The organism is Allobosea sp. WAO, assembly GCF_001509835.1.
GTDB lineage: Bacteria > Pseudomonadota > Alphaproteobacteria > Rhizobiales > Beijerinckiaceae > Allobosea.
In genome coordinates this window covers 303,904-330,607 of the sequence record NZ_JXTJ01000004.1, presented here as the reverse complement: position 1 = coordinate 330,607, position 26,704 = coordinate 303,904, and the positions used below count along the sequence as shown (strand labels likewise).

The 26,704-nt window shown below is 66.4% G+C and carries 23 protein-coding genes; 22 read left to right on the top strand and 1 reads right to left on the bottom strand.

Annotated features, from left to right (window positions below; all coding sequences use genetic code 11):
- Nucleotides 1-117: 117 nt before the first annotated feature.
- The 11 genes from tssB (at nucleotide 118) to pyrH (ending at nucleotide 14,010) form a co-directional block, all read left to right on the top strand.
- Nucleotides 118-654, top strand: coding sequence for a type VI secretion system contractile sheath small subunit (tssB, locus tag DK26_RS06065; protein ID WP_066469376.1), 537 nt, complete (start codon nucleotides 118-120; stop codon nucleotides 652-654).
- Between the two features lie 11 nt (nucleotides 655-665).
- Nucleotides 666-2,168 (top strand): type VI secretion system contractile sheath large subunit, encoded by a 1,503-nt coding sequence (gene tssC / locus DK26_RS06060; RefSeq protein ID WP_066469375.1) that lies wholly within the window; start codon nucleotides 666-668, stop codon nucleotides 2,166-2,168.
- 156 nt (nucleotides 2,169-2,324) lie between these two features.
- On the top strand, nucleotides 2,325-2,807 hold the full coding sequence (locus tag DK26_RS06055; RefSeq protein WP_066469374.1) for a type VI secretion system tube protein Hcp: 483 nt from the start codon (nucleotides 2,325-2,327) through the stop codon (nucleotides 2,805-2,807).
- 221 nt (nucleotides 2,808-3,028) lie between these two features.
- Entirely contained in the window at nucleotides 3,029-3,574 is a 546-nt protein-coding gene (locus DK26_RS06050) for a GPW/gp25 family protein (protein ID WP_248309878.1), read from the top strand.
- Nucleotides 3,575-3,580: 6 nt separating this feature from the next.
- Nucleotides 3,581-5,542, top strand: coding sequence for a type VI secretion system baseplate subunit TssF (gene tssF, locus DK26_RS06045; RefSeq protein WP_066469373.1), 1,962 nt, complete (start codon nucleotides 3,581-3,583; stop codon nucleotides 5,540-5,542).
- Nucleotides 5,539-6,654 carry a type VI secretion system baseplate subunit TssG gene (tssG, locus tag DK26_RS06040; protein WP_349236322.1) on the top strand — a complete coding sequence of 372 codons (1,116 nt, stop codon included), beginning with the start codon at nucleotides 5,539-5,541 and terminating at the stop codon, nucleotides 6,652-6,654. The genes tssF and tssG overlap by 4 nt, the downstream gene beginning before the upstream one ends.
- A gap of 9 nt (nucleotides 6,655-6,663) precedes the next feature.
- Entirely contained in the window at nucleotides 6,664-9,366 is a 2,703-nt protein-coding gene (tssH, locus tag DK26_RS06035) for a type VI secretion system ATPase TssH (RefSeq protein WP_066469372.1), read from the top strand.
- A 209-nt stretch (nucleotides 9,367-9,575) separates the two neighbouring features.
- On the top strand, nucleotides 9,576-10,916 hold the full coding sequence (locus DK26_RS06030) for a M23 family metallopeptidase (protein ID WP_066469371.1): 1,341 nt from the start codon (nucleotides 9,576-9,578) through the stop codon (nucleotides 10,914-10,916).
- A 183-nt stretch (nucleotides 10,917-11,099) separates the two neighbouring features.
- Nucleotides 11,100-12,104: a 30S ribosomal protein S2 gene (locus DK26_RS06025; RefSeq protein WP_066470166.1), complete on the top strand. Its 1,005-nt coding sequence runs from the start codon at nucleotides 11,100-11,102 to the stop codon at nucleotides 12,102-12,104.
- Nucleotides 12,105-12,271: 167 nt separating this feature from the next.
- The gene (tsf, locus tag DK26_RS06020; RefSeq protein WP_066469366.1) at nucleotides 12,272-13,195 is read left to right on the top strand and encodes a translation elongation factor Ts; all 924 of its coding nucleotides are present in this window, start codon (nucleotides 12,272-12,274) and stop codon (nucleotides 13,193-13,195) included.
- 107 nt (nucleotides 13,196-13,302) lie between these two features.
- Entirely contained in the window at nucleotides 13,303-14,010 is a 708-nt protein-coding gene (gene pyrH, locus DK26_RS06015; RefSeq protein WP_066469365.1) for a UMP kinase, read from the top strand.
- Between the two features lie 27 nt (nucleotides 14,011-14,037).
- Here the strand turns inward: pyrH and DK26_RS06010 are convergent, their stop codons facing one another.
- Nucleotides 14,038-14,451 carry a VOC family protein gene (locus DK26_RS06010; RefSeq protein WP_066469364.1) on the bottom strand — a complete coding sequence of 138 codons (414 nt, stop codon included), beginning with the start codon at nucleotides 14,449-14,451 and terminating at the stop codon, nucleotides 14,038-14,040.
- A gap of 264 nt (nucleotides 14,452-14,715) precedes the next feature.
- On the opposite strand from DK26_RS06010, the gene frr reads away from it, so the two are divergent.
- The 11 genes from frr (at nucleotide 14,716) to lpxB (ending at nucleotide 26,704) form a co-directional block, all read left to right on the top strand.
- Nucleotides 14,716-15,279, top strand: a complete 564-nt coding sequence (frr, locus tag DK26_RS06005) for a ribosome recycling factor (RefSeq protein ID WP_066469363.1) — start codon at nucleotides 14,716-14,718, stop codon at nucleotides 15,277-15,279.
- A gap of 57 nt (nucleotides 15,280-15,336) precedes the next feature.
- Nucleotides 15,337-16,101 carry an isoprenyl transferase gene (locus tag DK26_RS06000; RefSeq protein ID WP_066469361.1) on the top strand — a complete coding sequence of 255 codons (765 nt, stop codon included), beginning with the start codon at nucleotides 15,337-15,339 and terminating at the stop codon, nucleotides 16,099-16,101.
- Nucleotides 16,098-16,922 carry a phosphatidate cytidylyltransferase gene (locus DK26_RS05995; RefSeq protein ID WP_066469360.1) on the top strand — a complete coding sequence of 275 codons (825 nt, stop codon included), beginning with the start codon at nucleotides 16,098-16,100 and terminating at the stop codon, nucleotides 16,920-16,922. Before DK26_RS06000 ends, DK26_RS05995 begins: the two co-directional genes overlap by 4 nt.
- Nucleotides 16,923-16,929: 7 nt before the next feature.
- On the top strand, nucleotides 16,930-18,111 hold the full coding sequence (gene dxr / locus DK26_RS05990; protein ID WP_066469359.1) for a 1-deoxy-D-xylulose-5-phosphate reductoisomerase: 1,182 nt from the start codon (nucleotides 16,930-16,932) through the stop codon (nucleotides 18,109-18,111).
- A gap of 23 nt (nucleotides 18,112-18,134) precedes the next feature.
- A complete protein-coding gene (gene rseP, locus DK26_RS05985) occupies nucleotides 18,135-19,283 on the top strand; it encodes an RIP metalloprotease RseP (RefSeq protein WP_066469358.1) in 1,149 nt (382 codons plus the stop codon).
- A 370-nt stretch (nucleotides 19,284-19,653) separates the two neighbouring features.
- Nucleotides 19,654-22,116 (top strand): outer membrane protein assembly factor BamA, encoded by a 2,463-nt coding sequence (gene bamA / locus DK26_RS05980; RefSeq protein WP_248309877.1) that lies wholly within the window; start codon nucleotides 19,654-19,656, stop codon nucleotides 22,114-22,116.
- A 43-nt stretch (nucleotides 22,117-22,159) separates the two neighbouring features.
- The gene (gene lpxD, locus DK26_RS05975; RefSeq protein WP_066469351.1) at nucleotides 22,160-23,224 is read left to right on the top strand and encodes a UDP-3-O-(3-hydroxymyristoyl)glucosamine N-acyltransferase; all 1,065 of its coding nucleotides are present in this window, start codon (nucleotides 22,160-22,162) and stop codon (nucleotides 23,222-23,224) included.
- 92 nt (nucleotides 23,225-23,316) lie between these two features.
- Nucleotides 23,317-23,775: a 3-hydroxyacyl-ACP dehydratase FabZ gene (gene fabZ / locus DK26_RS05970; RefSeq protein ID WP_066469349.1), complete on the top strand. Its 459-nt coding sequence runs from the start codon at nucleotides 23,317-23,319 to the stop codon at nucleotides 23,773-23,775.
- Between the two features lie 66 nt (nucleotides 23,776-23,841).
- The gene (gene lpxA, locus DK26_RS05965; RefSeq protein ID WP_066469347.1) at nucleotides 23,842-24,651 is read left to right on the top strand and encodes an acyl-ACP--UDP-N-acetylglucosamine O-acyltransferase; all 810 of its coding nucleotides are present in this window, start codon (nucleotides 23,842-23,844) and stop codon (nucleotides 24,649-24,651) included.
- Nucleotides 24,648-25,517 (top strand): UDP-2,3-diacylglucosamine diphosphatase LpxI, encoded by an 870-nt coding sequence (gene lpxI / locus DK26_RS05960; protein ID WP_066469345.1) that lies wholly within the window; start codon nucleotides 24,648-24,650, stop codon nucleotides 25,515-25,517. The genes lpxA and lpxI overlap by 4 nt, the downstream gene beginning before the upstream one ends.
- Nucleotides 25,514-26,704 carry a lipid-A-disaccharide synthase gene (gene lpxB, locus DK26_RS05955; RefSeq protein WP_066469343.1) on the top strand — a complete coding sequence of 397 codons (1,191 nt, stop codon included), beginning with the start codon at nucleotides 25,514-25,516 and terminating at the stop codon, nucleotides 26,702-26,704. Before lpxI ends, lpxB begins: the two co-directional genes overlap by 4 nt.

The window sequence follows — 26,704 nt, the reverse complement described above, 5'->3', positions numbered from 1 at the left end:
AGCAGTTCGACGGGAACTGTCAAGCTGACGGCAAATGTGTATGGTATAGCGAGCTAGGTGACTTGGCGTGGTGTCACGCTACCTTTGCGTGATGCCTCTGAACGAAGGGGCACTGAGATGGCTGGGGATTCCGGGCAGAAGTTCATTCGCCGCAACAGGCCGCCACGCGTCCACATCACCTATGAAGATCCCTACAACGCCGAGCAGAAGATCGAACTGCCCTTTGTGATGGGCGTCCTCGCCGACCTTTCCGGCAATGCGTCGGCCGTCGAGAAACCCGACATCTCCGAGCGCAAGTTCCTCGACATCGACATGGATAATTTCGATCAGCGCATGGCGGCGATCGAACCCGGCATCGCCTTCAACGTGCCGAACAAGCTCGGAGGCGACGGCAACGAGAAGCTCTCGGTCGCGCTGAAGTTCTCGAAGTTCGATGACTTCAACCCCGCGGCGATCGCCCGCCAGATTCCAGCCACGGCGAAACTGCTGGAGGCGCGCGAGCAGCTCGCCAACCTGTTGCGCTACATGGACGGCAAGATGGCTGCGAGCGACCAGATCAAGGCGCTGCTCGCCGATCCGCAACTGATGGCGGCGCTGAAAGACAGGCTCGGCGAGAAATCGGCTGACGGCAACAAGCAAGACGGCAACGGGTAAGCGAGGCGGTCATGGCGGAAGCACAGATCCAACAGCCCGGCGCAGCGGCCACCGAGACGCGCGACGCGGACGAGTTCGCGAACGTTCTCAAGCAGAGTTTCAAGCCGAAGACCGAGCGGGCCGCGACCGAAGTCGAGAATGCGGTCGCGACGCTGGTCAACCAGGCGCTCGCAGATTCCACGCTGATCAAGAACGACGTGCTCGACACGATCGAGGAAATGATCGCGCGGCTCGACGCGAAGCTGACCGAGCAGATCAACGAGGTGCTGCACGCGCCCGAATACCAGAAGATCGAGAGCGCCTGGCGTGGTCTCAACTACCTTGTCTTCAACTCCGAGACCGACTCGCAGCTGAAGATCAAGGTGATGAATGTCGGCAAGAACGAGCTCTACCGCAATCTCAAGACCTATCCCGGCGCGCGCTGGGACCAGAGCCCGCTCTTCAAGCAGGTCTATGAGCAGGAGTTCGGTCAGCTCGGCGGCCAGCCTTTCGGCTGCCTGATCGGTGACTACCATTTCAGCCATCTCGCCACCGACGTGCAGCTGCTGCGCGATCTGTCGAAGGTTGCGGCCTCGGCCCATGCTCCGTTCTTCGCCGGTGCCGACCCGGTGCTGATGGGCATGGATGCCTGGACGGAGCTCTCCAACCCGCGCGATCTCGGCAAGGTCTTCGACACGCCGGACTATGCGGCCTGGAAGTCGCTCCGCGACGCCGCGGACTCGCGCTACATGGGCCTGTGCCTGCCGCGCGTCCTGTCGCGCGTGCCCTATGGCGCGAAATCCGAGCCGGTCGAGGAGTTCGCTTTCGAGGAGGATACCGACGGGCACCGGGGCGAGAAGTACGCCTGGATGAACGCGGCCTATGCGATGGCGGTCAACATCAACCGCGCCTACAAGGAATATGGCTGGTGCACCCGCATTCGCGGCGTGCAGTCGGGCGGCGAGGTCGTCAACCTGCCGACCCACACCTTCCCGACCGATGATGGCGGCGTCGACCTGAAATGCCCGACCGAGATCGCGATCAGCGATCGCCGCGAAGCGGAGCTGGCGAAGTCCGGATTGATCCCGCTGATCCACCGCAAGAACACCGACAAGGCGGCGTTCATCGGGGCGCAGTCGCTCTACAAGCCGAAAGCCTTCTTCGGTCCCGACGGCGTCGCGGCGACCGCGTCGGACAACCTGTCGTCGCGGCTACCCTACATGTTCGCCGTTTCGCGTTTCGCGCACTACCTCAAATGCATGGTGCGCGACAAGGTCGGCTCCTACAAGGAGCGCGAACCCCTGCGTCGCTGGCTGCAGGAATGGATCACCGACTATATCGACGGCGATCCGGTCAATTCCAGCGAGGAGACGAAGGCGCGTCGTCCGCTTTCCGATGCGCGCATCGACGTCTTCGAAGACGAGGAGAACCCCGGATATTATTCGGCCAAGTTCTATCTCAGGCCGCATTTCCAGCTCGAAGGAATGGATATCGGCCTGAGCCTGGTCTCGCGCCTACCCGGGCGAAAGGAGTAGGGCGTCGCGCGCTTTCGGGCGCGCGGGGTCGCCAGCCTGTGCCTACCCCGCGCCGGTCGCGTCGGGGGCTGAGCGGTCGCGCGCCGGTGCAACCCCGCGAGCGATGCGCCGTCGCAATCGACCTCGTCTCATGACGGTCAAGCACTGGAGAGAGAAATGGCAAGCGACTTCCTGCTCGAGATCGAGGGGATCAAGGGCGAGAGCCACGATTCCAAGCACAAGGAAACGATCGAGATCGAATCCTTCTCCTGGGGGGCGAGCAACTCCGGCACGCATTCGGCCGGGTCCGGCGGCGGTGCCGGCAAAGTCAGCTTTCAGGATCTCCATTGCACGGCCAATGTCAACAAGGCCTCGCCCGTGTTGATGCTGTCCTGCGCTTCGGGCAAGCACATCAAGAAGGCCGTCCTGTTCGTCCGCAAGCAGGGCAAGGATCAGCAGGAGTTCTATACTGTGACCCTGCAGGATCTTCTCGTCTCGAGCTACCAGTCCGGTGACTCGACCGGCGGCAACCCGGTCCCGACCGACCAGTTCTCGCTCAACTTCGCCAAGATCAAGTTCGAGTACAAGTTCCAGAAGGATGATGGCACGCTCGGTCCGCCTTCGACCGGCACCTGGGACATCAAGGCCAACAAGGAATGACAGGCCGGAGCCCGGCCGCAAAGGCGGCCGGGCTCCGCATGCCGCGTGCGGGAACGCGACGGTCGCTCGTGCGGGAGACACAGTGGCGGCTGCGCTTCCGGTCTTCTGGGAGCGATGTTCGAAGGCCGGGAAGCAGGGGCTGCGTCCTGCGGGGTTCACGGGGAAACGATGACCGGACGCTGCGGCGTCCGGCCTTCACGCGGCGGCTGGAGGGCTCGGTCATGGATGCGAGAGCGAAGAACAGACTGCGCCCGCCGCTGATGTTCGCGTTCCGGGAGGCGCATCGCAGCAAGGACGCCAAGACGCCGCTCGACCTGCGCGATGCCGGCGGCGAGCGGGTCATCGCCGGGCGCCGCGCCGCGCCACGCGCCGCGATCACCGAGCAGAAGCTGCGGCAGGAGATCGCGCTCGATCTCGACGCGCTGGTCAACTCCACCAACCTCGCCTCCTCGACCGATCTCTCGCATTTCGAGCATGTCCGGCGCTCGGTGCTCAATCATGGCTTCCCCGACATCACCAACCGTTCGATCGACGAGTACCGGGTCGGCTCGATCAGGGACGAGCTGGCCGATGTGCTGATCGGCTACGAGCCGCGTCTGATCCGGCAGTCCATCGCCGTCGAGCGCGATGAGAGCGTCGACAAGGCCGAACTGAAGGTCCGCTTCCTCGTCCGGGCCGACCTGAACTGCGAGCCGGTCGACGTGCCGGTTCAATTCGTCGCCGATGTCGAGCTGGACACCGGCAAGATCGCAATCAAGAGCCGATAGCGCCTCATGAACCAAGAGTTCCTGGATTTCTACAATCGCGAGCTTCGGCTCTTCGAGGAGCACACCAAGGAGTTCGCGGAGGAGTATCCAGGGATCGCGGAGCGGCTCGGCGGCCTGGTCGGCGAGCGCATGGACCCGATGGTCCGCGGGCTTTTGGATGGTGCCGCCTTCCTCGCGGCGCGCGTCCAGCTCAAGCTGAAGCACGAGTTTCCCGAATTCACCAACAACCTGCTCGAACAGCTGATCCCGAACTATCTCGCGCCGACTCCCTCGGCGCTGCTAGCCGGGGTTATGCCGCTCTATGCCGATCCGGGCCTGCGCGAGGGGGTGAAGGTCCCACGCGGAGCCTATCTCGACGCTACCTATGTCGAGCGGGACCGGCGCATCGCCTGCCGCTACCGGCTGGGGGCGGACGTTACGCTCTGGCCGTTCGACGTGGCGGCGGCCGAGTACATTCCTGCGCCCGGCCCGCTGCAGGCGCTGGGCCTGCCGGCCGATGCGCGCATGCTGTCGGGTTTGCGGTTGTCCCTGACCCACCGGACCGCCAGCGACCCTGCCGACGAGCCGGGCCCGGCACAGGCGGCAAAGCTGCCGATGAGCTGGTTTGCCGGCTGCAAATGCCGGGAGTTGAAGGTGCATCTGCTCGGCGGCGAGGCCGATGCGGTCGCGCTCTACGAGCAGCTCTTCGCCAACTGCGTCGGCATCCATTTCCGCCACCTCGACGCGTTCGGCGACCCCGTGATCACCTCGGGCGCCGAATGCACGCTCGAACAGATCGGTTTCGACGAGGACGAGCCCCTGCTGCCTGCCGACACGCGGGTGTTCCGCGGCTTCGACCTGCTGCGCGAGTATTTCTGGTTTCCGCGCAAGTTCCTGGGCTTCAGGCTCGGCGGCCTGGAGCGGATCATGCCGCGCCTCAAGTCCAACAACGTCGACGTGATCTTCGTCTTCGACGAGGTCAATGCCCGGCTCGCGGCGGCGGTGCAGCGCGCGATGTTCGCGCTCTATGCCGCGCCGGCCGTCAACCTGTTCGAGAAGACGACCGACCGTATCCCGGTGCGCAAGAACGAGCATGAGTACCACGTCGTGCCCGATCGCAGCCGGATGCTGGATTACGAGCCGCACAGTATCCTCGATGTCTACGCCCATTATGTCGGCGGGCGCGAGAAGCAGAAGGTGCACCCGCTCTACTCCTCTCCGGAGGGGGCTTCGCCGGCGCAGGGGCTGCTCTACACGCAACGCCGGCTGCCGCGCCGCCGTTCGGCGGCCGAGCGCCGCGAAGGGCGCGAAACCGACTATGTCGGCACCGAGATGTTCATCTCGCTGGCCGAGCCCGCAACAGTCAGCGACGCAGCCTCCGTGGCCGAGCTCAGCGTGCGGGCGCTGTGCTCGAACCGCCACCTCACCGAGCATTTGCCGACCGGGACCGGCGGTGCCGATTTTCGCCTGATCGACAATGTCGCGCTCGACGTCGTCTGCCTCGCGGGGCCGACGCCGCCACGCGAACCGATCGTCTCGCAACTCAGGCTGCGCTCGGAGACGGCGAGCACGGGCGTCGTCACCTGGCGTCTGATCAACCTGCTCAGCCTGAACCAGCTCGGCCTCGTCCAGCACGGTGCCGGGCGCAATGGCGAGGCGCTGCGCGAAATGCTCTCGCTTTTCGCCGATCTCGCCGATGGCGCCATCGAGCGCCGCATCCGCGGGGTCAAAAGCGTCGACAGTAGGCCGGTCGTCAGGCGGTTCCCGCAGCGGGCGGGGACCGGCGCGGCCCGGGGGCTCGAGGTCACATTGCTGCTCGACGAGAAGGCCTTCGAGGGCAGCGGCGTCTTCCTGCTCGGGGCGGTACTCGATCGTTTCCTCGCCGAATACGCCGGGATGAACCACTTCACCCAGACGGTGATCCGCACCGTCGAGCGCGGCGAGATCATGCGCTTTCCGCCGCGTGCCGGCACGAGGCGGATCCTGTGAGCGCGGAGAACGATACGGTCCCGCCGGCCGTGCTCGAAGGCTTGCGCGTCGAGCCGCCCTTCGTCGAGGCGCTGCGGGCCGAGCCTTGGCGCCACGATTTCTATGCGGTGCTGCGACGTATCGAGCGCAGCTTTCCCGACCGCGAGCGCATCGGCGACGTGGCGGCGCGGCGCGATGAATACCTGGCACTGGGCGAGCAGGCTTATATGGATTTCCCGGCCTCGTCCCTTGCTGGGGCGGATCGGGACGGACAGGGGCGGCTACGGCTCTTCGTCAAGTTCCTTGGCCTGCTCGGGCCGCAGGGCGCGCTGCCGCTGGCGACCACCGAGGAAAGCTATCACTGGCAGATCGCGCACGACGACGCCTTCCCGCGTTTCCTCGACATCTTCAATCACCGTTTCTTGCAGCTCTTCTTCCGGGCCTGGGCGGATTCGCGGCCGATCGCCCAGCATGACCGGCCCGATCTCGACAGGTTCGTCGCCTATGTCGGGAGCATGACCGGCCTCGGCTCCAAGCCCTACCAGAACCTGGACAGCGTGCCGGACGCCGAGAAGCTCGCCCATGCCGGGCTGACCGGGGCGCAGGCCAAATCAGCCTCGCGACTGCGCAACCTGCTCGCCGGCCTGTTCGACATCGAGGTCGAGGTCGAGCAGTTCGTCGGCATGTGGCTGACCTTCGATCCGGCCGACCGCACCAGGCTCGGCCGTGGGCAATGCGCCATTGGCAGCAATGCCCTGGTCGGCGCCAGCGTCTACAGCGTCGAGGACAAGTTCCGGCTGCGCATCGTCGCCCGCGACATGGAGCAGTTCAACCGCTTCCTGCCCAATGGCGATCGCTGCGAGCCGCTGGCCGATGCAGTGTTCTTCTACCTCGGCGAGCAGTTCGAATGGGATGTCGAGCTCGCCTTGCCGGTCGGCAAGGTCAGGCCGGCACAGCTCGGGCGCTTCGGGGCGCTCGGCTGGTCGAGCTGGCTCTCGCCGAACTGGGATGTGCCCGACGGTACGCTCCGGCGCGATGCGCGTTTCCACCCCGCCGAGCGCATGCGCCAGAAACGTAGCCGGCAAAGTCAGGATCGACGCTCAAAGGATACCCGCCCAAAAGACCGACGATAGGAGACAGGCATGGCCGACATCAGTCTCGAAGCCGTCACCGGCAAGCTCAACCGCGTCGGTTATGAGGCCTTCATCCAGGCGCTGCGCCAGGCCAAGGGAGCGGGCAACCGCAATGTCGAGCTGGCACATTGGCTCGCCCAGATCCTGCAGCGGCGCTCGACCGATATCGGCCTCACCGCGCAGCATTACGGCCTCGACATGGCGCGGCTCGCCACCGATATCGGCGGCGTCATCGAGGGCTTCCGCAAAAACGAAACCGAGATGCCGGGCGTCGCCAACAACGTGGTCGACGTGCTCGACCGCGGCTGGCACTACGCGACCCTGTTCTTCGGCGAGACCCAGATCCGGACAGGCCATGTCCTGGTCGCGGCCCTGAAGTCGCTGGAGCTGCGTCGGGCGCTCGCCGCGATCTCCCGGGAGTTCGGCAAGATCGCGGTCGAGGAACTCGCGGCCGGGCACGCCAAGATCTGGAAGGACTCCGAGGAAGAGAACCTGCGGCCGATGGACGGCTCGGGCCTGCGTGCCGCCGGCACGCCCGGCGCCGAGCAGGCGGAAGGGCCCAAGGGCACGACGGCGCTCGACCGCTTCTCGCAGGACCTGACCGAGAAGGCACGCTCGGGCACGATGGATCCGATCCTGGGCCGGGACGACGAGATCCGCCAGGTGATCGACGTACTGATGCGGCGGCGTCAGAACAATCCGATCCTCACCGGCGAGGCCGGCGTCGGCAAGACGGCGATCGCCGAGGGCTTCGCGCAACGCGTCGTCTCGGGCGACGTGCCGCCGCCGCTGCGCGGGGTCAAGGTTTGCGCGCTCGACATCGGCCTGATGCAGGCTGGCGCCTCGATGAAAGGCGAGTTCGAGCAGCGCCTGCGCTCTGTGATTGACGAGGTCCAGTCCTCGCCGACCCCGGTGATCCTGTTCATCGACGAGGCGCATACGCTGATCGGCGCAGGCGGACAGGCCGGCACGGGCGACGCCGCCAACCTGCTCAAGCCGGCTTTGGCGCGAGGCACTTTGCGCACCATCGCGGCGACGACCTGGTCGGAATACCGCCAGTATTTCGAGAAGGACCCGGCCCTGACCCGGCGCTTCCAGCCGGTGCAGGTCGATGAGCCGGACGTCGCGTGCTGCTGCACCATGCTGCGCGGGCTGATCGGGCCGATGGAGAAGCATCACAAGGTTCGTATCTCCGACGCAGCGATCGTCGCCGCCGTGCAGCTTTCCTCACGCTACATCCCGGCGCGGCAATTGCCGGACAAGGCTGTGAGCCTGCTCGATACGGCCTGCGCCCGCGTCGCGATCAGCCAGACCGCGGTTCCGGCTGCGATCGAGGATGCTCGCGTCGGCCTCGCGGCGCTGGAAAAGGAGAAGGTGGCGCTGATCGCCGACCAGGATCTCGGTGACGCCACGGACGAGCGCCTCGGCAAGATCGAGGAGGAGAGCACAGCTCTGAAGGCGAAGCTCGAAAAGCTCGAGGCGGACTGGGCCTCCGAGCTTGCTTTGGTCGAGGAGATCACGCTGCTGCGCGGCAAGCTCGGCGAAAAACCGGCCGCCGAAGCGCCGCCTGCCGATGGTGGCGCAGCGGCGGCCGACTCCGCCTCCGCGGAGGCTCCGGTCGATCCCGAGGCGACGCGCGCCAGCCTGAAGGAGAAGTTCAACTCGCTCGGCGAGATCGATCCGGCCAACCGGATGATCTACGCCCATGTCGACGAGCAGTCGGTCGCCTCCGTGGTCTCCGACTGGACCGGCATCCCGGTCGGCCGCATGGTCAAGGACGAGATCGAGACGGTGCTCAATCTCGCCGAAACGCTGAACCGGCGCGTGGTCGGGCAGGGGCACGGCATCTCGATGATCGCCAAGCGCATCGAGACCAGCCGGGCGAAGCTCGACAATCCCAACAAGCCGATCGGCGTGTTCATGCTCTGCGGCCCGTCGGGCGTCGGCAAGACCGAGACGGCGCTGGCGCTGGCGGAGTCGCTCTATGGCGGCGAACAGAACGTCATCACCATCAACATGAGCGAGTTCCAGGAGGCGCACACCGTCTCGACGCTGAAAGGTGCGCCTCCCGGCTATGTCGGCTATGGCGAAGGCGGGCGCCTGACCGAGGCGGTGCGCCGCAAGCCTTATTCGGTGGTGCTGCTCGACGAGGTCGAGAAGGCGCACCCGGATGTGCACGAGCTGTTCTTCCAGGTCTTCGACAAGGGCCAGATGGAGGACGGCACCGGCCGGCGCATCGACTTCAAGAACACGCTGATCATCCTGACCTCGAATGTCGGCACCGACGAGATCATGCGCATGGCCGGCGACGAGGCGAGCCGCCCTGATCCCGAGGCGCTCGCAGTGGCCCTGCGGCCGGCGCTGCTGAAGGTTTTCCCGCCGGCGCTGATCGGGCGTCTGGTGACGATCCCGTATTATCCGCTCTCCGGCCAGATGCTCGGCGGTATCGTGCGGCTCCAGCTCGGTCGCATCGGCAAGCGCCTGCGCGACAATCACGGCGCGGCCTTCAGCTACGATGATGCAGTCGTCGAGCATATCGTCGCCCAGTGCAACGATCCGGATTCGGGCGGCCGCATGATCGACAACATCATCACCAACTCGATGCTGCCGGCGCTGTCGCGCAGCATCCTCAACCTGCAACTGGAGAAGAAGCCGCTGACCAGAGCGAGCGTCAGCGTCGAGAATGGCGAGTTCCGCTATGCCTGTGCATGACGGTGCCGGCGGTAATCGGGGCGTTCGGCAGCGGCGTACGCCCAGCTCCGCAGGAGGAGGCCGGCCTTGGCCTCGCAAGTCCTGAGGATCGCGGCAAGCCCCTGTTTGCGCTATACTTGTACCCGATCCGGTGACGCTCCCCTGTGCCGCGTCACCGCCCGTGGCTCGCCGGCAGCGCGAACTGACGGCTCTGGATCGGAACGACGACCATGCAGCCCGTTCGACTGAAACGGCGCGACGAGGAGAAGGCCGCCGCGCCGGCGCCCGGCTCGCCGACCGCGCTCGGCCCTTCGCCGCGGCAACGGAGCTCAGGCTCCGGTGGCTCGTTGCGCGGCCGTGGTGGTCTGCTGCCCTGGAGCGTCGCAGTCGCGGCATGTCTCGCGACCGGCGTGACCGGCTATCTGCTCTATCAGGAGAAGAGACGCGTCGCGGCGCTGGAGCAGGAGCAGGCCTTCCTGCAAAGCAGCTATGACGAGAAGCTGAAGGCGCTGCAGCGGCGGCTGGTCGGCGCGATCATGGCGCAAGGCGCTTCGCCGGGCGTGCCGGCGCAGCCGGGGCAGCCGCCCTCCGTCGCCGGGGGAGGCACGCAGGACCAACTCGCCGACCTGATCACCCGGCAGATCGAGCTCGAGGCGCGCCAGGCGCTGCTGGGGGCGCTGGCCGGGCAGGCGGTCGGGCCGGTGCTGCCCCAGGGCGGGGCGCAGGTGCCGGGCGGCAATCAGTTCGCCGGCGAATCCAGCATCATCGACAAGATCAATCCGGCGGTGCTGGCGCAGCAGCGCCGGCAAGTCTCGGCACAGGTCAAGGCGGGCGAGGCCCTGTCGCTCGATCAGCGCATCGCCTTGCTCGGCCAGTCGCTCGACCGGGTCGAAACCGGCCAGAGCCGACAGATATCCGGGCTGGGGCGGCAGTTCGTCGGCAGGGTCCAGGAGGTCAGGGCGGCGCTGGGCGAGATCGGCCTCGATCCCGCCAAGGTCAAGCTGCCGGCGGCGCGGGCCGGCATGGGCGGCCCGCTGGTTCCGCTCTCGGCCTCGATCAGGCCGGGCAGCTTCGAGCACGCGCTGATGCAGCTCAACCAGGCTCGCTCGGTCTACGGGCGCTGGCGTGACCTCGCCACCATCGTGCCGTTCCAGCGGCCGCTCGAAGGCGACGACAGCACGACCAGCAATTTCGGCCCGCGCAGCGACCCGTTCACCGGCCAGACGGCCATGCATGCCGGCATGGATTTTCGGGGTGAGATCGGCACGCCGGTGCGCGCCGCAGGGGCCGGGCAGGTATTGCGCGCCGAAGTCTCGGGCGGCTATGGCAATCTCGTCGAGCTCGACCATGGCAATGGCGTCACCAGCCGCTATGCCCATCTCAACGCCTTCGAGGTCAAGGCGGGCCAGCTTGTCGCGGCCGGGCAGATGATCGGCCGAGTCGGCTCGACCGGGCGCTCGACCGGGCCGCATCTGCACTATGAGACGCGCCTGTCCGATCAGGCGCGCAATCCGCTGAAGTTCATCGAGATTGGCGACAAGCTCGCGGTCGGGCTCGGGGGCGTCCGCTGAGGTCGGCCGGTTCGGCTCCTGGAATTTCCAAGGTGCCGCCTTGCAATTTCGCCGCGCGCCCTGTAAGGCGCAGGCCATTCCACATGGGGAGCATCACCTCGATACCGAGGCGTTCCGGTGACCGGCCAGTCGATGCCCGGCTCATTCGCTCCCCAGAGGCTCAACCGGAAGGACAAGAATACCATGGCTCTGCCTGATTTCTCCATGCGCCAGCTCCTCGAGGCCGGCGCTCACTTCGGCCACCAGGCCCACCGCTGGAACCCGAAGATGTCGCCGTTCATCTATGGAACGCGCAACAACATCCACATCCTCGACCTGTCGCAGTCGGTGCCGATGCTGTCGCGCGCCCTGCAGGCGGTGAGCGACACCGTCGCCCGTGGCGGCCGCGTCCTCTTCGTCGGCACCAAGCGCCAGGCGCAGGACGCCATCGCCGACGCCGCCAAGCGCTCGGCCCAGTACTATGTCAACTCCCGCTGGCTCGGCGGCATGCTGACCAACTGGAAGACCATCTCGGCTTCGATCCAGCGTCTGCGCAAGGTCGACGAGCTGCTTGCCGGCGCCGGCACCGGCCTGACCAAGAAGGAGCGCCTGATGCTGGCGCGCGAGCGCGACAAGCTCGAAAAGGCGCTCGGTGGCATCAAGGACATGGGCGGCACGCCCGACATGATCTTCGTGATCGACACCAACAAGGAGCAGTTGGCGATCAAGGAGGCTCAGCGCCTCGGCATCCCGGTCGCCGCTATCGTCGATTCGAACTCGGATCCGGACGGCATCACCTTCCCGGTTCCGGCCAATGACGACGCCGGCCGCGCCATCCAGCTCTATTGCGACCTGATCGCCCGTTCGGCCATCGACGGCATCTCGCGCGCCTCGGGCGATCACGGCATCGACCTCGGCGCTGCCGAGGCCCCGATCGTCGAGACCGCTCTCGCCGAACCGGCTGCCGACGCTGCCCCGGCCTTCGAGCTGCTGACCGCGCCGCGCGGCGCCCCGGACGACTTCATGAAGCTCTCGGGCATGGGCCCGGAGATCGTGCAGAAGCTCAATGACGGCGGCGTCTTCCACTTCTGGCAGCTCGCTGCCATGAGCCCGGCCGATGTCAGCAAGGTCGACCACGACCTGAAGCTCGCCGGCCGCATCGAGAGCCAGGGCTGGGTTGCCCAGGCGCGCGATCTCGTCGACGCCTGATTTTCCAGGATTGCGGCGCGTCATCGGCGCGTCGCACTTCGATACTGACTAAAGCCGAAGCAGCGCCGACGGCCGGAAACGGAGCGTCGGCGTTTGCCGATCGGAACCACGACCAGGATTGCGGCACGCCATCGGGCGGCGCCGCCAAGAGAGCAAGGACGACGCAAATGGCTGCGATCACCGCCGGCATGGTGAAGGAACTCCGCGACAAGACCGGCGCGGGCATGATGGACTGCAAGGCCGCCCTGTCGGCCACCGACGGCAACATGGAAGCCGCCATCGACTGGCTGCGCGCCAAGGGCCTGTCCAAGGCCGCCAAGAAGGCCGGCCGCGTTGCCGCCGAGGGCCTTGTCGCCGTCGCCGTGCGCGGCAACAGCGGCGTCGTGGTCGAGGTCAACTCCGAGACCGACTTCGTCGCCCGCAACCTCGAATTCCAGGCGCTGGCCCGCACCATCGCCGATGTCTCGCTCGAGCGTGGCGGCGACGTCGAGGCGCTGGCCGCCCATCACTATCCGGGCGGCGGCACGGTCGCCGACGCGATCGCCAACGCCATCGCCACGATCGGCGAGAACATGACGCTGCGCCGTGTTGCGCAGGTCTCGGTCTCGGCCGGCGTCATCGGCTCCTATGTCCATGGCGCGGTCACCGACGGTCTCGGCAAGATCGGCGTCATCGTCGGCCTGGAAACGTCGGGCCAGGGCGAGGAACTCGCCACGATCGGCCGCCAGGTCGCCATGCACATCGCCGCCAGCAACCCGGTCGCGCTCGATCTCGCCTCGGTCGATCCGGCCGTGCTGGAACGCGAGAAGGGCATCCTGGCCGAGAAGAACGCCGGCAAGCCCGAGCACGTCCTCGCCAAGATCGTCGAGAGCGGCATGAAGAGCTACGCCAAGGAGTACTGCCTGCTCGAGCAGGTCTACATCCATGACGGCTCCAAGTCGGTCTCGCAGGTGCTGAAGGAGGCCGAGGGCAAGGTCGGCGGACCGATCAAGGTCACCGGATTCGCGCGCTTCGCGCTCGGCGAGGGCATCGAGAAGGAAGAGCAGGATTTCGCGGCCGAGGTTGCCGCGGCCGGCGGGACGGCTGGCTGAAAAGCCGGTTGATAGAGACCAGAAAGGCCGCGCATCGCGCGGCCTTTTTTGCAAGAAGCTGACATCGCTCCCAATCCGAGAGTGGCGGCACGAAACGGAGAGCCCCGATGAGACCCAAACGCGTGCTTGTGAAGCTCTCGGGCGAAGCCCTTGCCGGAGCGAGCGGAAACGGCCTCGACGGCGCGACGCTGACGGCGCTCGCTGCCGACATCTCCGCTGCGGCGCGCGAGGGTGTCGAGATCGGCATCGTCGTCGGCGGCGGCAATTTCTTCCGCGGCGTCCAGGGGCTGAACAAGGGTCTCGATCGCACCAGCGCCGACTCGATCGGCATGCTCGGCACGGTTATGAACGCGCTCGCGCTCGAACATGCGATCGAGACGGCTGGTGCTCCCGCACGCGCCATGTCGGCCGTGCCGATGCCCTCGCTCTGCGAGAGCTATGCCCGCAAACGGGCGCTTGACCATCTCAGCAACGGCAAGGTGGTGATCCTGGGCGGCGGCACCGGCAATCCCTATTTCACCACGGATACCGGCGCTGCGCTCCGTGCGGCCGAGCTCGATTGCAGCCATCTGCTCAAGGCCACGCAGGTCGACGGCGTCTACACCGCCGATCCGAAGAAGGACCCGAATGCGGTTCGCTTCGAGCGGCTGACCCATGTCGAGGCGATCACCCGCGACCTCAAGGTGATGGACACGGCCGCCTTCGCGCTGGCACGCGATGCCGGTCTGACCATCGTGGTCTTCTCGATTGCCGAACCCGGCATGCTCGCGGCCGTCCTGCGCGGCGAGGGCAGGGCGACCTACGTTACCCCCTGATCGGGGCGCGCCATCAAGGGGCTGGCCTCAGTAGCTCGGCCACAGGCCGGGCGTCGCCAGCTCCAGCATGTGGCCGTCGGGATCGCGGAAGTAGAGGCTCTTGCCGCCGCGCTCCCAGCTCATCCGGCCCTCGATCGCAATCCCCTGCTGCTGCAGCCTCTCGTCCCAGAGGGCGAGCTCGTCGAGATCGACGGCAAAGCAGATGTGGAGCGGGCCGGAGCCGTCATGCGGCGGTATGCTGCCACCGGCCGACATTTGCGTCCTGAGCGACTGGCCGCGCAGGAAAAGCAGTAGCACGCTCGCCCCGCCGATATCGTAGGCGAACAGCGTGGCGGTCTTGAGCAGCGGGGCCAGGCCGAGCTTGTCCTCGTAGAATTCGCGGGCACGCTCGAGGTCGTCGACATAGAGCGCGGTCTCGATGATGCGGTTGAGGCGGGGCACGTGCTTGCTCCTCGGCTGTTCAGAATGGAGGGCCGATGGGCTGGCGCAGCCTTCCAGATCGGCTATGAAGCAAAGGGCGGCATGTTCGCCGCCGCAAGGCTTTCCGGACAGGTGCAATACACGCGACCGGGAGGCTGATATCCAGCTTGCTCCGGCAAAGTGCCACCGAGGCATGAAATCCTTGACCCTGCGCGAGCCGCTCGCCATGGTCGCGCGCATTTCCGGTTCGGTCCTCTGCCGGGTTTCGACAAGGTTTTGAAGACGATGGCCCAAACCACTTTCGATCTCGCCGATCTGAACCGCCGCATGGACGGCGCAGTCCAGTCGTTCAAGAGCGATCTCGCTTCGCTGCGCACCGGCCGCGCCTCGGCCAATGTGCTCGATCCGATCACGGTCGAGGCTTATGGCGCGCGCACGCCGCTCTCCCAGCTCGCCACGGTCAGCGTGCCCGAAGCGCGGCTGCTCTCGGTCCAGGTTTGGGACCGCAGCATGGTTCAGGCGGTCGAGAAGGCGATCCGCGAATCCGATCTCGGCCTCAACCCGCAGACCGAGGGGCAGGTCCTGCGCATCCGCATCCCCGAGCTGAACGAGCAGCGTCGCAAGGAGATGGTCAAGGTCGCGCATAAATACGCCGAAGAGGCAAAGATCGCGGTCCGCCATGTCCGCCGCGACGGCATCGACCTGATCAAGAAGCTCGAGAAGGACGGCCACCTGCCCAAGGACGACGTCACCAAGCAGTCGGACCAGGTCCAGAAGGCGACCGACAAGCATATCGGCGAGATCGATCAGGCGCTGGCGTCGAAGGAAAAGGAAATCCTGCACGTCTGAGCTTCGGCGCAGGCCTGTAATCATCGACGGACGGGCTTGGCCCGAAGAGGCACAGGAATGGCAGACGGCCCGCGCCCGGTATCGCCCGGCATCGAATCGGCCCCGACCCATGTCGCGATCATCATGGACGGCAATGGCCGCTGGGCGCAGATGCGCGGCCTGCCGAGGCAGGAAGGCCATCGCCGTGGGCTCGAGGCCCTGCGCCGTACGGTCCGCAATGCCGGCGAGCTCGGGATTCGGGTCCTGACGCTCTACTCGTTTTCGACTGAGAACTGGCGCAGGCCGAAGGCGGAGGTTTCCTTCCTGCTCGGCCTGCTCCGCCGCTTCGTCGAGAACGATCTCGCCGAGCTGCATGAGGCCGGCGTCCGCGTCCGCATCATCGGTAGCCGGGATCTCGCGCCGGATCTGCGCCAGCTGATCGAACGCGCCGAGAGCATGACCGCCGGCAATGACGGGCTCACCTTGGTCGTTGCCTTCAATTACGGCTCCCGCGACGAACTCGTCCGGGTCACCCGCGCTCTTGCCGCAGACGTCGCGGCCGGCCGCCTCAGCCCGGAGGCGATCGACGAGGACATGCTGACCTCCAGGCTCGACACCGGAGACCTTCCGGAGCCCGATCTTGTCATTCGGACTTCTGGCGAGACCCGGATCTCGAACTTCCTGCTCTGGCAGGCCGCCTACGCGGAGTTCGTGTTTACGCCCGTGCTCTGGCCCGATTTCGACCGCAAGGCGCTCGAGGATGCGGTGGCCGAGTTCCACCGCCGCGAGCGCCGCTTCGGCGGCGTCACGGAAGCGGCCTCCCGCAATGTGGGGGTCGCGTGAATGAGCCTTCCGGCGACGCTGTGAAGGCCGGCGCTTCCGAACTGCGCCTGCGCGTCCTGTCCGCGCTGGTGCTGGCTGCCGTGGTCCTGACGGTCACGTTGGTCGGCGGTCCCGCCTTTCGCTTCCTCTGGGTTCTGGTCGCGGGCCTCGTCGCCTATGAGTGGCTCGCCATCGTCAACGCGCGCAACGCCGTAGCGGGCGGGGTCGGTGTCGCCCTGGCCGGCTTCGCGCTGGGCTTCGCCCCGCTGAGCGATCCGGCACTGGCTGGTGTCTCGGCGGTACTGGCCCTCGCGGGTGCGGTCGTGACCACCCGCGTCGAGGATCGACGCATTCTGGAGGCCTGCGGCGTCGCCTATGCGCTCTGCTTCGCTTTGGTCGCCCCGGCGCTGCGCCAGGTGCCGGAGATCGGGCTGTTCCTGATCGTCTGGACCTTCGCCGTGGTCTGGTTCACCGATATCGCCGCCTATTTCACCGGTCGCGCCCTCGGCGGGCCCAAGCTGATGCCGCGCGTCAGCCCGAAGAAGACCTGGTCGGGGGCGCTCGGCGGAGCGGCGGCCGGCACGGCGGGCGGCGTCGCCGTCTGGTATCTCGCTCCGGCGACCGGGTTCGGCCTTGGTCTGGTTCTGGCGATATCGCTCGTCGCCTCGATCTTCAGCCAGGCTGGGGACCTGTTCGAATCCGCCATCAAGCGCCGCTTCGGCGCCAAGGATTCCAGCCGCCTGATTCCCGGCCATGGCGGTTTCCTCGACCGGCTCGATGGCTACTGGGCCGTGCTGGTCTTTGCCGGCATGCTGCTCTATCTCGCCCGCCTGGGGCACTGATCGTACCATGCGCCGCCTCGTCACCATCCTCGGAGCGACCGGCTCCGTCGGTCGCTCGACACGCGATGTCATCGCCGAGAATCCGGACCGCCTCGCGGTTGCCGCGGTCGTCGCCGGGCGCGACGTGGCCGGCCTTGCGCGTGTGGCGCGCGAAACCCGTGCACGCTTTGCCGCGGTCGCCGACGAAGCGCTTGCCGGCGCGCTGCGCGAGGCGCTCGCCGGCAGCGGAATCGCGCATGGCGCGGGGCGCTCGGCGGTGCTGGAAGCTGCGAGCCTAGAGTGCGACATCGTTGTCAGCGCGATCTCGGGCGCGGCCGGCCTGGAGGCGACCTTCGCGTCGCTGCTGCCCGGACGCGTCGTCGCGCTCGCCAACAAGGAGAGCCTGGTCTGCGCCGGCGAGGCCGTGATGGCCCAGGCGTCCCGGGTCGGCGCGCGCATCCTGCCGCTCGATTCCGAGCATAATGCCCTGTTCCAGGTGCTCGGCGCCGAGCCGGTCTCGGCGATCCGCACGATGACGCTGACCGCGTCGGGCGGCCCGTTCCGGACCTGGAGCGCCGAGCAGATCGCCGCGGCGACGCCGGAGCAGGCGCTCGCCCATCCGAACTACGCGATGGGCGCCAAAATCACGATCGATTCCGCCAGCATGATGAACAAGGGGCTCGAGCTGATCGAAGCCCGTTTCCTGTTTGGGCTTTCGGCCGATCAGGTCGACGTGCTGGTCCATCCGCAGCAGATCGTGCACGGCCTGGTGAATTTTCGCGACGGTTCTGTCAGCGCCGGCATGGCTATCCCCGACATGCGCGTTGCCGCGGCGCATTGTCTCGGTGTCGACGGCAGGCTTGATGCGCCGCAGGACCGCTTCCTGAACCTCGCGGGCTGTGCGCCTCTTGTCTTCGAGCGCCCGGACCTCACGCGCTTTCCGGCTCTAGGCTTGGCCATGGCCGCTCTCGCGGAAGGCGGGGCTGCGCCGGCAATCCTGAACGCGGCCAACGAAATCGCCGTGGCAGCGTTCCTCGCGCGGCAGATCCCGTTCTGGGCGATCCCAGCCCTGGTCGAAGCCGTCTGCGCGCAGCCGGCCGGGCAGGGGCGTCAGGCCCCCGACAGCGTCGCCGCGGCGCTCGCGATTGACCAAGATGCGAGAAACCGGACGCGCCTCCTCTTGTCGGAAGGCCGCTTCGCTGTCACCTAGTGGCGGCAAGTCGGGAGAGTTTTATGGATATCCTGGGATCGGTCTGGCACGCGGGAAGCTTCCTGCTGGGCTACCTCGTGCCCTTCCTGTTCGTCCTGACCATCGTCGTGTTCGTCCATGAGCTCGGCCATTTCCTGGTCGGGCGCTGGTGCGGCGTCGACGTCAAAACCTTCTCCATCGGCTTCGGACGGGAACTCTTCGGCTTCAACGATCGCCATGGCACGCGCTGGCGCTTCGCGCTGATCCCACTCGGCGGCTACGTCAAGTTCTCCGGCGATGCCGACGCCTCGAGCTCGCCGGATGGCGAAGCCGTTGCGAATATGAGCCGCGAGGAGCGCGAGCGCTCCTTCCCGGCTCAATCCGTCGGCGAGCGCGCGGCGATCGTCGCTGCCGGGCCGATCGCCAATTTCCTGCTTGCGATCGCGATTTTCGCGGCCACCGCCTACAGCTTCGGCAAGCCGGTGCTGGCGCCTCGCGTCGAGATGGTCACGTCCGGAGGCGCGGCGGAGCGGGCCGGCCTTAAAGCCGGCGACCTGATCCTCAAGGTCGAGGATCGGGAGATCAAGAGCTTCGCCGACCTGCAGCGCCAGATCTCGACCCGTCCGAGCGAGCCCCTGCCAGTGACCTTCGAGCGGGACGGGGCGACCATGGTCCTGACCGTGACGCCGGATCTGGTCGAGACATCCTCGCCGCTGGGCAAGCAGCGCCTCGGCATCATCGGCGTGCAGGCGTCGTCGAAGCCAAGCGACTGGACCACCCAGCATTTCAGCCTGGTCGAATCGTTGAAGCTCGGCGTGAGCGAGACCTGGTTCGTGGTCGAGCGGACCTATGACTACCTCGCCAAGCTCATCAAGGGGAAGGAGTCGACCGACCAGCTTTCCGGGCCGATCCGCATCGCCCAGGTCTCCGGAATGGTCGCCTCCAGCGGTGGTCTGCTGGCGCTGATCAACCTCGCCGCGATCCTTTCGGTCTCGATCGGCCTGATGAATCTGTTCCCGGTGCCGATGCTCGATGGCGGGCATCTGATGTTCTACGCGATCGAGGCCGCGCGCGGCCGGCCGCTGAGCGAACGGGCGCAGGAGATCGGTTTCAGGGTCGGCCTCGGCCTGGTGCTGATGCTGATGCTGTTCGTGACATGGAATGATCTCGTCCATGTCCGCTCGCTGCTCTGAGCGGCGGCGCGTTAACGGAAATTGCCGAATCCAACCTTTCCGGTTGTGATATCCCCGCCACGCTGCCTCGCCGGATTATGGCATTTTCTGGCCGTTTCCGGCGGCGGCGCCCGAATTTATCGGGGGCCGCGCGTGACCTGACGGCAACGAACGGCGTAAAAACACTTTGTTAACGACAATGCTGGTTTGCGTCCCGCAGGAAACTTTGTAGAAGCGTTTGGTCTTCAATGTCGCCGTGCTCCCGCTACTCGCGGGGGTCCCCTCGCGGGGATGGTGACCCAAGAATGGAATAGGCGACCCGATGACGTCGACGCTTCAGAGCCGGCCCTTGAGAACTCGGCTCTCTCGATCAGTCGGACTTTCGGCCTTTATGTTGGCCGTAAGCGGTGGCGTGGCGTTTGCGCAGGCCGTGATTGTCCAAGGCAACAGGCGCGTCGATGCGGAGACGATCCGCTCCTACGTGACCGCGCAGGGAGCCGGAAATCCGGCGGAGATTCGTCAGAATCTGCTGGCTACCGGGCTCTTCTCCAATGTTCAGGTGAGCCGTCGCGGCTCCCAGACCGTCGTCTCCGTCCAGGAGAACGACTCGATCAACCGCGTCGCCTTCGAGGGTAATCGCCGCCTGAAGAGCGATGTGCTGCTCGGTCAGGTCCAGTCCAAGGCGAACGGTCCGATGAGCCAGGCGCTGATCGACGCCGACGTCGAGCGCCTCAAGGAAGTCTATCGTCGCGCGGGCTATGGCTCGGCGACCGTTTCCGGGCGTATCCAGGCGCTGCCGAACGGCCGCTCGGACGTCGTCTTCACGATCGTCGAGAGCGGCAAGACCGGTATCAAGGAGATCAATTTCTCCGGGAACGGTGTCTATTCCTCGTCGCGCCTGCGCAATCTGATGAGCTCGACGGAGTCCAATTTCCTCAGCTTCATCAAGACGTCCGACGTCTACGATCCCGATCGTATCGCTGCCGATCTCGAACTGGTTCGGCGCTACTATCTGAAGAACGGCTACGCCGATTTCCGGATCGTCGCGAACGATGCGCGCTTCGACGACGCCAAGGGTGGCTGGATCATCGACGTTACGGTCGATGAAGGTCAGCGCTATCGCGTCGGAAACGTCTCGGTCGATTCCAAGTTGCGGGACATCGATCCCGGCGCGCTCGAGCGGCTGGTCACCACCTCCGCCGGCGATACCTACAACGCCGAGGCGGTCGAGCGGTCGCTGGTCAATCTGACGACCGAGGTTTCGCGCCGCGGCTATGCTTTCGCGCAGGTCCGCCCGCGCGGCGAGCGTGATGCGAACGGCCAGTTGATCGGCATCACCTATGTCGTCGAGGAAGGTCCGCGTGTTTATGTCGAGCGGATCAACGTTCGCGGCAATACACGGACGCGTGACTACGTCGTGCGCCGTGAGCTCGACCTCGGCGAAGGCGATGCCTACAACAAGGTCTTCATCGACCGTGCGGAGCGCCGCCTCAACAATCTCGGCTTCTTCAACAAGGTCCGGATCACCAACGAGCCGGGCAGCGCGCCCGATCGCGTGGTCGTCAACATCGACGTCGAGGACAAGGCGACCGGTTCGTTCTCGATCGCCGGCGGCTACTCGACCTCGGACGGTATGATCGGCGAGGTCTCGCTCTCCGAATCGAACTTCCTTGGCCGTGGCCAGTTCGTCCGCATCGCCGGCACGCTCGGTCAGCGCACCCAGGGCATCGACTTCTCGTTCACCGAGCCCTATTTCCTCGGTCGCCGGATCGCGGCGGGCTTCGACCTGTTCTCGAAGTTCAACGACAACTACAATATCGGCCGTTTCGAGAGCCGTGTGACGGGCGGACAGATTCGCTTCTCCTTCCCGATCACGGAGGAGTTCTCGATCACGCCGCGCTACTCGCTCTATACGACCGAGATCAAGATCCCGAATAACTTCAGTCGTCCCTACAACGACTGTAGCTATCCGATCCCCGGCATCACGCCCGGCTCGGTGGGCGGCCCCTCCGCCGACAATATCTACAACTGCCTGACCAATGGCGAAGCGTCCATCGCGGTCAAGGAAGCTCAGGGCACGACGCTGACCTCTCTGGTCGGCCTGAACTTCAACTACAACTCGCTCGACAACTACCAGAGCCCGCGCAACGGCTTCATCGCGGAGCTCAAGCCGGAATTCGCCGGTGTCGGCGGCGACTCGAAGTTTCTCCGTGTCAGCGCCGATGCGCGCTACTACAAGGAGTTCCTCGAGGACTTCGTCGGTATCGCGCGTGTCCAGGGCGGTCACGTCCAGTCGACCGGTGGCGGCGAGCTCCGGATGATCGACCACTACTTCCTTGGACCGACGCTGGTGCGCGGCTTCGCGCCGTCCGGTATCGGCCCGCGCGACGTGCTCAACGATCCGACGGCGAATGCCCTCGGCGGCACCACCTATTTCGGTGGCTCGCTCGAAGTGCAGTTCCCGATCTTCGGTCTGCCGCGCGATCTCGGCCTGAAGGGTGCGGTGTTCGCCGATGCGGGCACGCTGTTCAACTATGATGGCGGCTCGAAGGGCATCACCAACGGCGCGTTCGCGGGCTGCCCGAACGGTTCGGAAGCGCGCCAGTTCAACGTTGCGACGAATTCGGCCTACCAGAACAACGTGGCCTGCGTTCGCGACAAGAACGTGATCCGCTCCTCGGTCGGCGTCAGCTTGCTCTGGCAGTCGCCGCTCGGTCCGATCCGCTTCGACTACGCCTATGCGCTGTCGAAGGATGACGGCCAGTACGGTGTCAACCCGGCGACCGGCATTGCCGGCAAGTACGGCGGCGATCGCCTGCAGGCCTTCCGCTTCTCGGGCGGCGCCCGCTTCTGACCCCCAGCAGGGCGGCGTAGTCCGCCCTGCTTTGGACTCGCTCATGGCAGATCCCAGCTTCTTTCCCGTGGCGACCTCGTTGTCCTTCAACGAGGTCGCTTCGCTTTGCGGTCTCACCTTGCCGGAAGGCGCCGACCCGGCGCGCCGCGTCGAAGGGGTCGCGCCGCTCGAGACGGCCGGCGCGACCGACGCCGCCTATATGGACAACCCGAAATATGTCGCGGCGCTTGCCGGCACTTCGGCGGGGCTCTGCTTCGTCTCGCCGCGCTTTGCCGATCGCGTGCCGGCCGGCACCGTCGCGCTGGTGACGCCGGCGCCCTATCACGCCTTCGCCAAGCTGCTCGCCACCTTCCACCCGCAGGCCCTGCGGCCGGCCTCGATGTTCGGTTCGGCCGGGGTGGCTCCGGGCGCCTTCGTCCATGCCACGGCCCGGCTCGAGGCCAACGTCACCGTCGATCCCGGCGCGGTGGTCGGACCCGGTGCGGAAATCGGCGCCGGCAGCATCATCGGCCCGCATGCGGTGATCGGACCGCAGGTCCGGATCGGCCGCGACTGCAGCATCGGCGCCGGCAGCTCCCTGCAGAGCGCGCTGATCGGCAACCGCGTCATTATCCATCCGGGCGTGCGCATCGGCCAAGACGGCTTCGGCTTCGCCATGAGCCCCAGGGGGCACATGAAGGTGCCGCAGGTCGGCCGCGTGATCATCCAAGACGATGTCGAGATCGGCGCCAATAGCTGCATCGACCGCGGCGCGAGCCGCGATACGGTGATCGGCGAAGGCACAAAGATCGATAATCTCGTCCAGATTGGCCATAACTGCGTGATCGGCCGCCATTGCGTCATCGTCTCGCAAGTCGGAATCGCCGGCTCCAGCACGCTGGAGGATTTCGTCGTTCTCGGCGGGCAGGTCGGCCTAGCCGGCCATCTGACGATCGGCATGGGCGCGCAGATCGCGGCCCAGAGCGGCGTCGCCGGCGATGTTCCGCGTGGCGCCCGCTATGGCGGCTCTCCAGCGCAACCGGCGCTGAGCTGGGCGCGCGAAACCGCCTTGCTGAAACAGCTCGTCGCCAAGCGCGGCAAGGCGACGGGTGGCGACGAAAGCGCTTGATCTGCGGCCGGCTTTTCCGGCAATGCAGCTTGCATGGCAGAGAATGAGCGACCGGAGGCATGGCCGGAAGGCGCTCTAGGAGAAGTGATACGATGACGGATGCGACGAAATCGCTCGGCGTGGCCGATATCCAGAAGATCATGGCCTGCATCCCGCACCGCTATCCTTTTCTGCTTGTCGACCGTGTCGTCGAGATGGATGGCGATGCTTCCGGCGTCGGTATCAAGAACGTCACCGTCAACGAGCCTCAGTTCACTGGCCATTTCCCGGGACGGCCGGTGTTCCCGGGTGTGCTGATGATCGAGGCGATGGCGCAGACGGCGGGCGTGCTTGTCGTCAGCTCGCGCGGCGAGGATGAGAGCGCCGTCTCCACGGTGCTGTTCACCACCATCGACAAGGCCAAGTTCCGCAAGCCCGTCGTCCCCGGCGACAGCCTGCGTTTCCACCTCACGAAGATCGCACGCAAGCGCAATATCTGGTTTTACCGCGGCGAGGCCAAGGTCGACGGCGTTCTCGTCGCCGAGGCAGAGCTCTCCGCAATGGTGATGTGAGACGCGGCGCAATTTGATCCCGCGCCGCTGATTCCGACCAGAAACCAAGTCGACAGGTCCCATTTCATGAGTGCTACGATCCACCCGATGTCGGTCGTCGACCCCGCTGCACGGCTGGGCGAGGGCGTCATCGTCGGTCCGTTCTGCACGGTCGGTCCGCAGGTCACGCTCGGTGACGGGGTCGAGCTGATCAGCCATGTTGCGGTTGCTGGCCTCACAAGCATCGGCGCCCGCACGAAGATCTATCCCTTCGCCTCGATCGGGCATCCGCCGCAGGACCTTAAGTACAAGGGTGAGCCTTCGACGCTAACCATCGGTGCCGATTGCGTGATTCGCGAAGGCGTCACGATGAACCCCGGGACCGAGGGCGGCGGCATGAAGACCGTGATCGGCGATCACGGCCTCTTCCTCGCCAATTCGCATGTCGGTCACGACAGCATCATCGGCTGCAACGTCATCTTCTCGAACAATGTGATGTGCGCCGGCCACGTCACTGTCGGCGACTTCGTCATCGTCAGCGGGGGCACCGGTCTGCACCAGTTCATCCGGGTAGGCGATCACGCCTTTATCGGCGGCGGTGCCGGCGTGATGCACGACGTCATTCCCTTCGGCATGGTGCGTGACAACCCGGCCCATCTGGCTGGCCTCAATCTCGTCGGCCTGAAGCGCCGCGGCTTCTCCCGCGAGCAGATCCATGAGCTGCGCCGTGCCTACCGCCTGCTGTTCGCTGACGAAGGCACCTTGTCGGAGCGCGTCGAGGACGTCGCCAGCGAGTTCGCCTCGCATCCGCTGATCCACGAGATCCTCGATTTCATTCGCAGTGGTGGCGAGCGGGCGATCTGCGTGCCGCATGACGTCAACGCGCCGGACCGGTGAGCACTAGTCCGGCGGAAGGGCCCGGTCGACGAGCCGGGCTGCGCCTAGCCATCCTGGCCGGCGCCGGCGAGTACCCGGCGCATATCGCTCGCAATGCGCGGGCCGCAGGTGCCGAGGTCTACGTCGCGGCGCTTTCAGGCGCGGCGAGCATCGCAGATTTCCCCGGCTGCGAGGCGCACGAGTACCGGCTCGGTCAGCTCGGCCGGCTTCTCGATGCGCTCAAGCGCCGCCAGGTCACCGATATCGTGATGATCGGCGCCTTGCCGCGCCCCAGCTTCGGTGCGCTGGCGCCAGAGCTTTCGACCTTGAAGTACCTGCCGCATTTCGCACGTGCCTTCCAGGGCGGTGACGATCACCTGCTGAAGGGGGTGGTGAGCTTCTTCGAGGGGCAGGGGTTCCGGGTCGGAAGCCCCGCCGAGATGGCGCCCGAAATCGTTGCCCCGCTCGGCGTGCTCGGACGAACCCGCCCAGCCGAGATGACACGCCAAGCCTTGCTGCGCGGCTTCGATCTGCTGGCGGCGCTCTCTCCTTTCGACATCGGCCAGGGCGCCGTCGTCGCCGATCATCGCGTGATTGCGGTCGAGGCGGCCGAGGGCACCGATGCCATGCTCGAACGCGTTGCAGGTCTCGTCAGGGCAGGGCGCCTCAAGCTCGGCAAGGGCGATGGCGTGCTGGTCAAAGCGCCGAAGCACGGCCAGGATCTGCGCGTCGACATGCCGGCGATCGGGCCGGATACCGTCGCGCGCGTCGCGGAGGCGGGGTTGGCTGGGATTGCCGTCCGGGCCGGAGGCGTCCTCGTCGGCGACCGCGCCCGCCTTGCGGCCCAGGCCGATGCTGCCGGCATCTTCATCGAGGGCGTGGCGTGAGCAGCCGGCCGTTCCGGCTCTTTGTCGTCGCGGGCGAAGCCTCGGGCGATGCGCTAGGTGCCCGCTTCGTGCAGCAGCTTCGCCGTGACCTCGGCGACCGGCCGCTCGACCTGCACGGCGTCGGCGGCGAGGTGCTGGCGGCCGAGGGGTTGGAGAGCGTCTTCCCCCAGGAAGACATCGCGGTGATGGGCTTCGGCCCGGTCGTAGCGCGCCTGCCGCTGCTGCTGAGGCGAATATCGGACGCTGCCAAGGCTGCAGCGGCTTTCGCTCCCGATCTGATGCTGACGATCGACGCGCCGGATTTCAGCCTGCGCGTCGACAAGAAGCTGCGCCGGCTCAATCCGGCCGTGCCGATCGTACACTGGGTCTGTCCGAGCGTCTGGGCCTGGCGTCAGGGCAGGGCGCGGCGCATGCGCCCGCATGTCGACCGCATCATGGCACTGCTGCCATTCGAGCCGGAGGCGCTGGCGCGCCTCGGCGGCCCGGAGACGGTCTATGTCGGGCATCCGCTGATCGAACGGCTCGACGAGCTGCGCCCCGACGCCGACGAGGTCCGCTTGCGAGCTGATGCGGCTGCGCCCCTCATTCTCGTGCTTCCCGGCAGCCGCGGTTCTGAGATCCGCCATCTCATGCCCGCCTTCGGCGAGGCGATCGCTCGCATCGCCCAGGTCTTGCCGCAGGCGCGCTTCGTCCTGCCGGCCGTGCCGCGTCTGGTTGAGACCATCAGCCAGGTCGTTGCCGACTGGTCGGTGAAGCCGGAGATCGTCACGGGCGAAGCGGCCAAGCTTCTGGCTTTCCGTCAGGCACGCGCGGCTCTCGCCGCATCTGGAACGGTCACGCTCGAGCTTGCTCTGGCACAGGTTCCGACGGTCGCGGCCTATCGCGGCGCCGGGTGGGAAGCGGCGCTTGCCCGCCGCCTGATCAAGCTGCCGACCGTGATCCTGCCCAATCTCATTCTCGGTGAGAACGTCGTTCCCGAGTTCATCCAGGACGATGTGACGCCGGATGCGCTGGCGCAGGCGTTGCTCGCAGTGATCCCGGAGGGGGCTGCCCGCCGCCGCCAACTCGACGGCTTTGCCAGGGTCGAGCACAACATGCGCAGCGCCGGGCCAAGCCCCGCCGCGAATGCCGTCGAAGCGGCGCTCGCGCTGGTAGAAGCGCGAGCGGCCGCCGCGTCCGGACGATAG

What these genes read in the sequence shown, in the direction of transcription:
- tssB (WP_066469376.1), top strand. Translation starts at nt 118, where the DNA reads ATGGCTGGGGATTCCGGGCAGAAGTTCATTCGCCGCAACAGGCCGCCA.
- tssC (WP_066469375.1), top strand. Translation starts at nt 666, where the DNA reads ATGGCGGAAGCACAGATCCAACAGCCCGGCGCAGCGGCCACCGAGACG.
- DK26_RS06055 (WP_066469374.1), top strand. Translation starts at nt 2,325, where the DNA reads ATGGCAAGCGACTTCCTGCTCGAGATCGAGGGGATCAAGGGCGAGAGC.
- DK26_RS06050 (WP_248309878.1), top strand. Translation starts at nt 3,029, where the DNA reads ATGGATGCGAGAGCGAAGAACAGACTGCGCCCGCCGCTGATGTTCGCG.
- tssF (WP_066469373.1), top strand. Translation starts at nt 3,581, where the DNA reads ATGAACCAAGAGTTCCTGGATTTCTACAATCGCGAGCTTCGGCTCTTC.
- tssH (WP_066469372.1), top strand. Translation starts at nt 6,664, where the DNA reads ATGGCCGACATCAGTCTCGAAGCCGTCACCGGCAAGCTCAACCGCGTC.
- DK26_RS06030 (WP_066469371.1), top strand. Translation starts at nt 9,576, where the DNA reads ATGCAGCCCGTTCGACTGAAACGGCGCGACGAGGAGAAGGCCGCCGCG.
- DK26_RS06025 (WP_066470166.1), top strand. Translation starts at nt 11,100, where the DNA reads ATGGCTCTGCCTGATTTCTCCATGCGCCAGCTCCTCGAGGCCGGCGCT.
- tsf (WP_066469366.1), top strand. Translation starts at nt 12,272, where the DNA reads ATGGCTGCGATCACCGCCGGCATGGTGAAGGAACTCCGCGACAAGACC.
- pyrH (WP_066469365.1), top strand. Translation starts at nt 13,303, where the DNA reads ATGAGACCCAAACGCGTGCTTGTGAAGCTCTCGGGCGAAGCCCTTGCC.
- frr (WP_066469363.1), top strand. Translation starts at nt 14,716, where the DNA reads ATGGCCCAAACCACTTTCGATCTCGCCGATCTGAACCGCCGCATGGAC.
- DK26_RS06000 (WP_066469361.1), top strand. Translation starts at nt 15,337, where the DNA reads ATGGCAGACGGCCCGCGCCCGGTATCGCCCGGCATCGAATCGGCCCCG.
- dxr (WP_066469359.1), top strand. Translation starts at nt 16,930, where the DNA reads ATGCGCCGCCTCGTCACCATCCTCGGAGCGACCGGCTCCGTCGGTCGC.
- rseP (WP_066469358.1), top strand. Translation starts at nt 18,135, where the DNA reads ATGGATATCCTGGGATCGGTCTGGCACGCGGGAAGCTTCCTGCTGGGC.
- bamA (WP_248309877.1), top strand. Translation starts at nt 19,654, where the DNA reads ATGTTGGCCGTAAGCGGTGGCGTGGCGTTTGCGCAGGCCGTGATTGTC.
- lpxD (WP_066469351.1), top strand. Translation starts at nt 22,160, where the DNA reads ATGGCAGATCCCAGCTTCTTTCCCGTGGCGACCTCGTTGTCCTTCAAC.
- fabZ (WP_066469349.1), top strand. Translation starts at nt 23,317, where the DNA reads ATGACGGATGCGACGAAATCGCTCGGCGTGGCCGATATCCAGAAGATC.
- lpxA (WP_066469347.1), top strand. Translation starts at nt 23,842, where the DNA reads ATGAGTGCTACGATCCACCCGATGTCGGTCGTCGACCCCGCTGCACGG.